Genomic DNA, 11,933 nt, shown 5'->3' with positions numbered 1-11,933 from the left:
AAGCCGCTCCTACAGAAGTCCCTGCTATGACGTGAAGTTACCGCTCGCGCAAGGCCTCGGTCCGGGCCTTCATCACCGGCTTCAACAGATAGTCCAGCACGCTCTTCTGCCCGGTGATGATGTCCACCGTGGCGACCATCCCCGGGATGATCAGCAGCGGCTTGTTGTCGCCACCCAGATGGTTCTTGTCGGTGCGCACCTGGATCAGGTAGAACGCATTGCCCTTGTCGTCGGTGACGGTGTCCGCGCCGATCAGTTCCAGCTTGGCCTTGAGCCCGCCATAGATGGTGTAGTCGTAGGCGCTGAACTTGACCATCGCGGTTTGTCCAGGATGCAGGAACGCCACATCTTGCGGCCGTACCTTGGCCTCGATCAGCAGGTTGTCCTCGATCGGCACGATCTCCACCAGGTCGCTGCCGGGCTGCACCACGCCGCCGATGGTGTTGACCTTGAGCAGCTTGACGATGCCGCGCACCGGCGACACCACGGTGGTGCGGTTGACCCGGTCGTCGATGGCGATGCTGGTGGCGGTGATCTTCGACAGTTCGGTGCGCTTGTCGTTGAGTTCCTTGGCGGCGTCGGAGCGAAAGCTTGCGTCCGATTCCTGGATCTTGCTGCGGATCTCGGCGATCGCCGCCTCGGCGCGGGGTATGGCCAGGTTGGTCGCGTTCAACTGGCCGCGCGCCTCGACGCTGCGCTGCTTGAGGCGCAGGATCTCCACCGGGGAGATGGCGCCCTTGCTCACCAGCGGCGAGGACATGTCCAGCTCCTGCTGCAACAAGCCCACCGCCGAGCGGTACTGGTCGACCTTGGAACGGAACTCGGCCAGCTCCTGAGTCTTCTGCCGCAGCTGTTCATTGAGGGTCTGCTTCTCGCTGGTCAGGCGGCGCTGTCGTGATTCGTACAGCGCGGCCTCGTCCTCGGCCACCTGCGGCGCCTTGGCGCGGACTTCGCTCGACAGCACGAAGGGGCGGCCTTCGGACTCGGCCGACAGGCGTTCCACCTGCGCGCTGAGGGCGTAACGGTCGGCTTCGCTTTCACCCTTGTTCGACTTGAAGCGCGTGTCATCCAGGCGCAGGAGGGTGGCGCCCTTGTCGACCATCTGCCCCTCTCGCACGAAGATCTCGGTGACGATGCCGCCTTCGAGGTTCTGCACCACCTGCACCTTGCTCGACGGAATGGCCTTGCCTTCGCCGACGGTAACTTCGTCGAGCACCGCGAAGTTGGCCCAGACCAGTGCCACCAGCAGCAGGATCGCCGCCAGCCACACGGTCAGCCGTGACAGGCTGGGGGATTCCTGCAGGGTGGCGCCGGCCAGCTCTGGCATATAGTCGCGTTCGGCGCGGCTGTCGCCGCCCTGGAGGTAGCTGCGCACGCTGTGGCTGATGGGCATGTTCTACCTCCGATGCAGGCCGGGGCCCGCTCCCACAGGGATTCAAGAGTGTTGGTTCACAGCGCCGCGCCGATACGGCCCTTGCGCAGCGCGTCGATGACCGCATCCTTCGGCCCGTCGGCAACGATCTTGCCGTTGTCCAGCACCAGCAGCCGGTCCACCAGGCTGAGCATCGAGGTACGGTGGGTGACCAGCAGCAGGGTCTTGCCGGGCACCCAGTTCAGCAGGCGCTGGCGCAGCTGTTCCTCGCTGCTGTTGTCCATGTGGCTGGTGGGCTCGTCGAGTATCAGGATCGGCGGCTCCAGCAGCAGGGCCCGGGCCAGCAGCACGGCCTGGCGCTGGCCGCCGGAGAGCAGCTGGCCGCGCTCGCCCACCGGGCGGTCGAAGCCTTGCGGGTGTTGGCGGGCCAGCTCGCTGACGCCGGTCAGTTCGGCCACCTCGAGCATGCGCGCGTCGCTGACGTGCCGTGCGCCGAGGGTTAGGTTGTCGCGCAGGCTGCCGGCCAGCAGCGGCAGGTCGTGTGCCACGTAGCCGAGCTGGCTGCGCAGGTCGCTGATATCCAGTTGGCGCAGGTCGAGGTTGTCCAGCAGCACCTGGCCTTCGTCGGGGTGATGGAAGCCCATCAACAGCCGGGCGAGGGTGCTCTTGCCCGAGCCGCTGCGGCCGATGATACCGATGCGTTCGCCCGGCTTGAGGGTGGCGCTCACGTCGTTGAGGGCTGGCGCCGTTTGCCCGGCATAGCGGAAGGTGGCGTGGTTGATGGTGATGCCACCTTGCAGCGCGGTGTGTTCCAGCGCCTGGTGCTCGGCCTCGCGCTCCTGGGGCAGGCTCATCAGGGCATCGGTGCTGCGCATGGTCAGCTGGGCCTGCTGGTAGCGGGTGATCAGCCCGGCGATCTGGCCGAGCGGGGCGAGCACCCGGCTGCCGAGCATGTAGCTGGCCACCAGCGCGCCGACACTGAGGTTGCCGGCGATGATGCTGTACACCCCGGCGACGATCGTCGCCATGCCGCAGAACTGCTGGATGAACAGGGTGCCGTTGCTGGCCAGCGACGAGAGGTTGCGGGCATGGGCGTCGAGGCGGGCGATGGCGCCGTTGGTGTGTTCCCACTGGTACTGGCGTTCGCTTTCAGCGCCGCAGGCCTTGAGGGTTTCCAGGCCGCCGAGGGTCTCGATCAGCAGCGCCTGGCGCACTGCGCCGAGGCTCAGGCTTTTTTGCACGGTGTCACGCAGGCGCACCTGGATGAACAGCGCCAGGCCTACCGCCAGCGGGAAGGCGATCAGCGGGATCACCACCAGCCAGCCCCCGAGCAGGCCGATCACCAGCAGCATCAGGGCCACGAACGGCAGGTCGATGATGCTGGTCAGGGTCACTGCGGTGAGGAATTCGCGTAGCCCCTGGAAGTCATGGATGCTCTGGGCGAAGCCACCGATGGTGGCCGGGCGCGCCTTCATGCTCATGCCGGTGATGCGTTCAAACAAGGTGGCGGAGAGAATCAGGTCGGTCTTCTTGCCGGCCTGGTCCAGCAGGTGGGCACGGACCATGCGCAGCACCAGTTCGAAGGCGGTACCGATGAACAGGCCGGCGACCAGCACCCAAAGGGTGGACAGCGCCTGGTTGGGGACCACGCGGTCGTAGGTCTGCATGACGAACAGCGGCACCATCAGGCCCAGCAGGTTGATCAGCAGGCTGGCCAGCAGGGCATCACTGTACAGCCAGCGGGAGTGGCGCAGGGTGTCGCGGAACCAGGCGTTGACCCGCGGGATGAGCGGCGCGCGCACGTCCTCCAGGGTATGCCGTGGGCGGGCGAACAGGGCCTGGCCGCTGTAGGCCTCGGCCAGGGCTTCGCGCTCGACCCACTGCTCACCGCCTTCGGCCTCGCATGGCAGCAGCAATGCCCGGCCGTTTTCACCCCACCGTTGCAGCACGGCGCTGCGGCCGTCATCGAGGATCAGCAGCACCGGCAGGTTGAGTGGGGAAATGGCGTCCAGGTCACGCCGCAGCACGCGAGCCTGCAACCCGGCGCGCGCGGCGGCGCGGGGCAGCAGGCCCAGGGCCAGGCGTTGCTCGGCCAGCGGCAGGCCACTGCACAGGCTGGCACGGCTGGCCGTGCAGCCATGCAGCTTGCACAGGATCAGCAGGCCATCGAGCAACGGATCATCAACATCCAGGCGCGGTTGCGCGCTTTGCATACTGGTCACGATGGCCTACTCCTGCCGCGGTGGACGGGAAATGGGCGCTGGCGAAAAATCCCTTGTCTCGTCAGAACCTAACGCATGTCAGGCAATTTCGCCTCGTTGCGCACTTCGGTCTTGGCGATGGCTTCCGGCGGCAGCGAGATACGCTGCTTGCTCAGCAGCTCGCCCATGGTCGCCAGTACCCGGTACATGGAGAACTCTTCGGTATAGCGCACCTCGGTGTAGCGACGGTTGGCGTTGTACAGCTCGTTCTCGCTGTCGAGCACGTCGAGCAGGGTGCGCTGGCCCAGGCCGAACTGGTCCTGGTAGGCGGCGCGCACGCGCTGGGTGGTCTCGGCGTACTCGCGGGCGCTCGGGGTCTGCTTGCGGGCATTGTTCATCGCGTTCCAGGCCAGGCTGAGGTTTTCGTTCAGCTCGCGCAGGGCATTGTTGCGGATGTCCATCGCCTGGTTGATCTTGTGCGCGTCCGACTGCAGGCGGGCCTTGTCGCTGCCACCGCGGAACAGGTTGTAGCTGAGCTCGACGCCGGCCTGCCAGTCATTGTTGTCATGCCCTTTCTGGCCGCCGAGGTTGTTGTTGGCACCGGTGGCCAGCACCGCGTCCAGGCGTGGGTAGAAGGGCGACTTGGCCACTTCGTACTGCTGCTCGGCGGAGCGCACATCAGCCTGCGCCGACTTGAGGTAGGGGTTGTTCTCCAGCATGCCCTGGCGGGCATTGAGCAGGTCGCCCGGCACTTCGCCCTTGATTGTGACGGGTGTTTCCAGTTCATCGGGGAGGCGCCCGACTACGCTGTAGAAGTTGGCCTCGGCGTCGGCCAGGTCGACCTCGGCGGTGTCCAGGTTGTTTTCGGCCAGGGCGCGACGGGCGCGGGACTGGTCGAGGTCGGCGGTGCTGCCCACGCCGCGTTCGCTGCGCAGGCCGATCTGGTCGTTGACCCGCAGGTGGGCCTGCAGGTTGTTCTTGGCCAGGGTTACCAGTTCACGGCGCTTGAGTACCTCGAGGTAGACCTCGATGGCACGCAGGGCGATGCTCTCGGCGGTGGCCTGGGTGTAGTAGGCACGCGAGGTGGCCACCGCTTCGGTGCGGGCGACCTCGTTGGAGGTATTGAAGCCGTCGAACAGCATCTGCCGCAGACGCAGCTCGGATTGGGTGTAGTTGAGCGTTTCCTTGTTGTGGTTACGCGTGCCGTCCGGGTTGAAGCCGCGGGTGTTGGTGTTGTCCGAACGTTGCCGGCCGTAGCCTGCGACCAGATCGACGGTTGGGTAGTACCCCCCGCGGGCGAACTTCACATCCTCGTCGGCCGACAGCCTGCTGTTGCGGCTGGCGCTGATCTCGGGATGCTGGTCCACGGCGTTCTGGACAGCCTCGGTAATCGACATCGCCTGACTGTTGGCACACGCCATGGCCAACAAAATCGCACTGGTGATGGGGGTTAAAGCGCGCATGGGGTACATCTCCCTGGTCTTGAATAATGTCCTGCTATTCGCCAAAAAAATGACGAAAAATTAGAATCAAACCGTTTCAGGTTTGTAACAACAGAGCTAAGAACATTTGTCGGGCGAGCTAAGAAGATTTTTTCATAAGATATATGCGAAAAAAAACTTATGCGGTCTAAGGAATCCGGGACATTGTTTCATTCAGGTGGTTACGGGAATTGGCTGGGACAGGCGATTTTCGGGCCTTGGTGAAAGTTCCAGATTTTTTGCAGCTAAGGAGACAGGGGAGGAAGGCGAAAGCGGAATTTGGCGACAAAAAAATGGCACTGAATAATGGCCATTCGCCCTGTTCACTATCGCGGCAGTCGTCACAGGGAGCGTGGTTTCTCACGAACGTGACAGCAGTGGTTCCAACAACCATGGCACTTGGACCGTTGCGCACATTACCCGGCACGCCTTGATCTGCGAAAAGCCCATCGGCAGGGGAGGCGTACGCTCATGGCTAAATTAGTCGGTGTGGTCGGCAAGGTAGTCGGCCAGGTATTCGCGGTGGGCGATGACGGTCATCGCCGTCTTTTGGTGGAAGGGGATCGCCTGTTCGCCGGCGAGCAACTGGAGACCGGGAGCGAGGGCGCGGTGGCGGTGCGCTTGCAAAACGGTGCCGAACTGACCCTGGGCCGTGGCAGCAGCCTGGAGATGACCCCCGACCTGCTGGCCGATCGCGCTCCTCATGTACAGGCGCCGGACGCGCAGCCCAGCAACGCCCAGCTCAGTGACGTCGAGCAACTGCAAAAAGCCATTGCCGCAGGCGCCGACCCCACGCAGGAAGCCGAAGCGACCGCGGCGGGTGGCAACCCTGGTGGCGTGTCGGGTGCGCTCGGTGGCGGCCACAGTTTCGTGATACTGACCGAGGTGGCCGGTCGGGTGGATCCCACCATTGGTTTCCCTACGGCGGGCTTCAACGGCTTCCCTTTGCTGGCCAATCTCGAGCTTGGTGGGCTCGATGGCAATGACGCGGCGCCCCTGCCGGCCGGCGCGCCACCCGCCGACAATCCGGTCAGCCTCACCGGCCTGGATGTCAGCCCGGCCGAGTTGATCCTGGACGAGGCGAACCTGCCCCAGGGCTCGGCCAGCAATCCTGCGGCCTTGACCCAGTCGGGCAGCTTCACGGTGATTGCCGCCGATGGCGTGTTCAACCTCAGTGTCGGTGGCATCAATGTGGTCACCGCAGGCGTGGTGACCGGCGTCGGCCAGTCCATCGTCACCGGGCTCGGCAATGTGCTGACCATCACGGGCTACAACCCGGCCACGGGCGTGGTGAGCTACAGCTACACCTTGACCGGCGCGGAACATCATCCGGACGGTGCCGGGACCAATACGTTGGGCGAGCAGTTCCCGGTGCTGGTCAGCGATACCGATGGCGATGTGGCCAGCGGCACGCTGGACGTTATCGTCCGTGACGACGTGCCACGCGCCGTGAACGACAGCAATGCCAGCACCGCTACCGAGCAGCATCTGGAACTCAGCGGCAATGTGCTGACCAACGATATCCAGGGCGCGGACCGCATTCCCAGCGGCCCGGTGGTGGCCGGTACCTTCGTCGGAACCTACGGCACCTTGGTGCTGGTCGCGGATGGTTCCTACACCTACACCCTCAATACCAACGATCCGGATTTCAAGAACCTGCACGGTGGCGGCAGTGGGGTGGAGAACTTTACCTACACCCTGAAAGACGCCGACGGCGACACCAGCACCGCGACCCTGACCCTCAACGTCAGCAACCTCAATGACCCGGTGACCCTCGGCGGGCTGGACGTCAATGGCGGCGAGCTGACCGTCTACGAGAAGAACCTGGCCGACGGCAGTGCGCCCAATCCCGGTGCGCTGACGCAGAGCGGCACCTTCACGGTGGCGGCGCCCGATGGCCTGCAGACCTTGAGCGTCGGCGGTATCACCGTGGTCAGTGGCGGCGTGGCGGCAAGTTTCCCGCAGTCGATCACCACTGCGCTGGGCAACACCTTGACCATCACCGGTTTCAACCCGGCCACGGGTGTGATCAGCTACAGCTACACCTTGCTGGACAACGAGAACCACGCCAGCGGCGACGGCGCCAACAGCCTGTCCGAGCACTTCACCGTCACCGCCACGGACACCGATGGCAGCACGGCCACTGGCTCGCTGGACGTGAACATCATCGACGACCTGCCCAAGGCCAATCCCGATGCGGCCAGTGTCGTCGAAGGCGGCACGGTCAGCGGCAATGTGCTCGACAACGATACGTCCGGCGCGGACGTGCGGGCCGATGGTCGTTATGTGGTGGGTGTGCGAGCCGGCTCCGATACCTCGACATCGGCCAGTGGCCAATTGGGCGATCCGGTCCAGGGCCAGTACGGTTACCTGACCCTCGATGCCCAAGGCAACGCCACCTATCACGCCAACCCCAACCCCAACCCCAACGCCGTCGCTCCGGCGGGCGCCACGGATGTCTTCGTCTATACCGTGCGTGACAGTGACGGCGACGAAAGCACCACCACCATTACCATCGACGTGCGCGATTGCTCGCTGATCGCCGGGCCTGACAGCGAGGTCACGGTCTACGAGAAAGCGCTTGACCTGAACAAGGATGGCAACGACCTGGCCGGTGGCAATGTTACCGGCAGTGAACCGGGCTCCACCGGCGAGACGGCCAGCGGTTCGTTGGCCAGTTCCGTCAGCGGTGGCGTGGGCGGGCTGACCTTCACCCTGGTCGGCAACGCCACCGGCCAGTATGGCCAGATCCAACTGAATTCGGACGGCACCTACACCTACACCTTGACCTCCGCGCCGAACTCGCCGAATCACGTGAACGACGGCCCGAATGTGTTGACGGAATCCTTCACCTACCAGGTCAAGGATTCGCTCGGCAACACCACCACCAGCACCATCGTGATCAACATCGTCGACGACGTGCCCAAGGCTCACAGCGACTTCGCCAATGTCTACGAAGGCGGCACTGTCAGCGGCAATGTGCTGGTCAACGATGTGGCCGGCGCCGATGTGCGGGCCGACGGGCAGTATGTGGTCGGCGTGCGTGCAGGCAGCGACACCTCGACATCGGCCACCGGCCAGCTGGGCAGCAACGTGGCGGGGCAATATGGCTACCTGACGCTCGACGCCCAGGGCAATGCCACCTATCACGCCAATCCCAATTCGGTGGCACCGGCCGGTGCCATGGACGTGTTCGTCTACACCATCCGCGATGCCGATGGCGACGAAAGCACCACCACGATCACCATCAACGTGCACGACAACTCCCTGGTCGCCTGCCCGGATGACACGGCCAAGGTCTACGAGAAAGCCCTGGACCTGACCAAGGACGGCAACGACCTGGCAGCGGGCAATGTCACCGGCAGCGATCCGCAGTCCAGTGCGGAAACCACCAGTGGTTCGCTGGCAGGCTCGGTCAGCGGCGGTATCGGTGGGTTGACCTTCACCCTGGTCGGCAATGCCACCGGCCAGTATGGCCAGATCCAGTTGAACAGTGATGGCAGCTACACCTACACCCTGACCTCGGCGGCGAACTCGCCCAATCACGTCAACGATGGCCCGAACGTGGTCACCGAGAGCTTCACCTACCAGGTCAAGGATTCGCTCGGCAACACCACCACCAGTACCATCGTGGTCAGCATCGTCGATGACGTGCCCAAGGCCCATTGCGACGTGGCCTCGGTCAAGGAGGGCGCCAGCGTCAGCGGCAACGTGCTGGACAACGATGTGATCGGCGCCGATGTGCGTGCCGACGGGCAGTACGTGGTCGGTGTGCGCGCCGGCTCCGACACCTCGACCTCGGCCATCGGCCATGTCGGCGACTCCATCGTCGGCCAGTATGGCTACCTGACCTTGGACAGCCAGGGCAACGCCACCTACCACGCCAACCCCGACAGCGTGCCGGCCGCCGGCGCGACCGACAGCTTCGTCTACACCATCCGTGACGCCGACGGCGACGAGAGCACCACGACCATTCGCATCAATGTGCAGGACAGCAAACTGGTGGCGTGCGAGGACAACGACGTCACCGTGTACGAAAAAGCGCTGGACCTGCACAAGGACGGCAATGACCTGGCCGCCGGCACCGTCACCGGCAGCGAGCCGGGTTCCACTGGCGAGACAGCCTCTGGCAGCCTGGTGGGGTCGGTCCAGGGCGGCGTCGGCGCACTGACCTACAGCCTGGTCGGCAATGCCGTGGGCCAGTACGGGCAGATCCAGCTCAATGCCGACGGTTCCTACACCTACACCCTGACCTCGGCGCCGAAGACCCCGGGTGGTGCCAACGACGGCGCCAACACCGTCAACGAGTACTTCACCTACAAGGCTACCGACGCCTTGGGCAACAGCGTCACCAGCACCATTGCCATCAACATCGTCGACGATATGCCGACGGTGCAGTGCGCGGTACGCAGCATCACGCCCGGCCAGGTGGACTCCAACATCCTGCTGGTGGTGGATGTGTCCAGCAGCATGGCGGCAAGCTCCGGCGTGCCGGGGCTGACCCGCCTGGAACTGGCCAAGCAGGCGATCAATGCCTTGCTCGACAAGTACGACGAGATGGGCGACATCAAGGTGCAGATCGTCACCTTCGGCACCGGTGCGCAGGTGCAGACCCCGGTGTGGGTCACGATCGGCGAGGCCAAGAACCTGATCGCCGGGCTCAGCCCAGGCGGCTCGACCTACTACGATTCGGCAGCGACCAAGGCCCAGGAAGCCTTCGCCACAACGGGCAAGCTGGTGGGCGCGCAGAACATCAGCTACTTCTTCTCCGACGGTGAGCCCACCAATGGTCATGCCATGACCGCGCCACGGGAAGCCGCCTGGGAATCCTTCCTCGACAGCAACGGCATCAAGTCCTACGCCATCGGCATGGGCAGCGGGGTCAACGAGGGCAATCTCAATCCGCTGGCCTACGACGGCAGCAGCCATACCGACACCAACTCGGTGGTGGTCACCGACCTCAGCCAGCTAGGCGCGGTGCTTTCCGGCACGGTGCAGGGCGCACCGATTACCGGCAGCCTCATGAGTGGCGGTGATTTCGGGGCTGATGGCGGCTTCATCAAGGCGCTGCTGGTCGATGGCACCACCTACACCTACGATCCGAAGGCCAATGCTGGGCAGGGCGGTTACGCGGCCAGCGGCGGCGTGGACAAAGCCACCTTCGACACCGTGAGCAACAGCCTGAACATCAAGAGCGGCCTGGGCGGCACCCTGGTGGTGAACATGGACAACGGCGAGTTCACCTACACGCCACCGAAAGACAACGGCAGCGGCCAGGTGGAGAAGTTCGGCTTCACCGCCAGCGACAACGACGGCGATACCCGCAGTGCCAGCCTGACGATCAACATCAACAGCAATGGCGCGCCGGTCGCGGGTGCCGACCACATCATCACCAATATCAAGGGCGCCACCCTGACGGTGCCGGCAGAGGCGCTGCTGGCCAATGACCGCGACCCGGACCACGACACCCTGAGTGCCGCGCCGACCACCTTCAATACCAACTTCGCCGACAAGGGCGCGGGCTTCACGGCGGGCATCCAGGCACAGACCATCAAGTTCGATGCCACCGCCAACAAGGCCGAGAACCAGTTGCGCGACCTGGCCCGCAGCGAGTTCACCAGCCTCAACGGCAGCATGACCGCTGCCCTGGTGGTGGCTGGTTACCTGGGCTCGATCAGCACCGCCAATGCCAACGACGAGGACACCCTGACGGTGACCCTGCGCAAGGGCGAAACCCTCACTCTCGACCATGACCGGCCCGCGGGAAACCTGCTGATGGAGTGGAAGGATGCCGGCGGCAGCTACCAGTCCATCGTCGACGGCGGCAGCTTCACGGCCACCCATGACGGGGTGTACAGCATCCATGTGATCAATACCGAGAACGCCGCTGGCAACAGCAAGGCTGCCGAGAACTACAAGCTGAGCCTGGTGGTGGACTACAGCAATGCCAGCAACGAGGACTATCACGGCAGCTACACCGTCAGCGACAACCATGGCGGCAACGGCAGCGGAGCGGTGGATATCACTTACCAGGCCGGCAACACCCTTACCGGCACCGGCGGTGACGATGTACTGCTGGCCGGGGCCGGCGATACCACCCTCAACGGTGGCGCCGGCAATGATGTGCTGGTGGCGGGGGCGGGCAACAACAGCCTGTACGGTGGTGATGGCGACGACCTGCTGATCGGTGGTCCTGGCAACGACCTGCTCGACGGCGGAGCCGGCAATGACACTGCCAGCTACGCCAAGGCCACCGCCGGCGTGGCCGTGGACCTTGGCCATGTCGGGCAGCAGAACACCGTCGGTGCCGGGCTGGACACCCTCAGCGGTATCGAGAATCTGATCGGCTCGGACTACAACGACACCCTGACCGGCAATGACGGTGACAACCTGCTCAACGGCGGCGTGGGCAACGATGTGCTCAAGGGCGGTGCGGGCAACGACATCCTGATTGGCGGGCCGGGCAACGACACGCTCACCGGCGGCAGTGGCAATGACAGCTTTGTCTGGCAGAAGGGCGAGACCGGGCACGACACCGTGACCGACTTCACCCCTGGCAGTGATCGTCTGGATCTGTCGCAACTGCTACAGGGCGAGAACGCCACCAGTGCGTCGCTGGACGACTACCTGCACTTCAAGATCAGTGGCACCGGCACCAATGTGGTGTCGACCATCGAGGTCAGCAGCGTCGCCGGCGCGGCGCCGACCCAGACCATCGACCTGGCTGGGGTGGACCTGGCGCAGCATTATGGCGTTTCGGCCGGGGCAGGGGGGCTGATCGCGGCCGGGCATGACACCGCGACCATCATCAACGGCATGCTCAATGACCACTCGTTGAAGGTGGATACGGTGTAAGCCAGCAGCGCATCGCGGGGCAAG

General features: G+C 64.5%; 4 protein-coding genes. 1 reads left to right on the top strand and 3 read right to left on the bottom strand.

The annotated features are described in order from the left end of the window. Positions 1–37 precede the first annotated feature (37 nt). The 3 genes from ACVWY1_RS20005 to ACVWY1_RS19995 form a co-directional block, all read right to left on the bottom strand. On the bottom strand, positions 38–1,393 hold the full coding sequence (locus ACVWY1_RS20005) for an HlyD family type I secretion periplasmic adaptor subunit (protein WP_046854598.1): 1,356 nt from the start codon (positions 1,391–1,393) through the stop codon (positions 38–40). A 56-nt stretch (positions 1,394–1,449) separates the two neighbouring features. Beyond that, complete coding sequence (locus ACVWY1_RS20000; protein WP_277505641.1) at positions 1,450–3,585, bottom strand: type I secretion system permease/ATPase; 2,136 nt, start codon at positions 3,583–3,585, stop codon at positions 1,450–1,452. 77 nt (positions 3,586–3,662) lie between these two features. Continuing rightward, positions 3,663–5,036 carry a TolC family outer membrane protein gene (locus ACVWY1_RS19995; protein ID WP_102684321.1) on the bottom strand — a complete coding sequence of 458 codons (1,374 nt, stop codon included), beginning with the start codon at positions 5,034–5,036 and terminating at the stop codon, positions 3,663–3,665. Between the two features lie 489 nt (positions 5,037–5,525). Here ACVWY1_RS19995 and ACVWY1_RS19990 point away from each other — a divergent pair, with 489 nt between their 5' ends. Continuing rightward, complete coding sequence (locus ACVWY1_RS19990; protein WP_457378674.1) at positions 5,526–11,909, top strand: retention module-containing protein; 6,384 nt, start codon at positions 5,526–5,528, stop codon at positions 11,907–11,909. Positions 11,910–11,933 lie beyond the last annotated feature (24 nt).

The organism is Pseudomonas sp. TE6288 (genome assembly GCF_054062095.1).
This window is presented reverse-complemented; position numbering and strand designations above follow the sequence as displayed.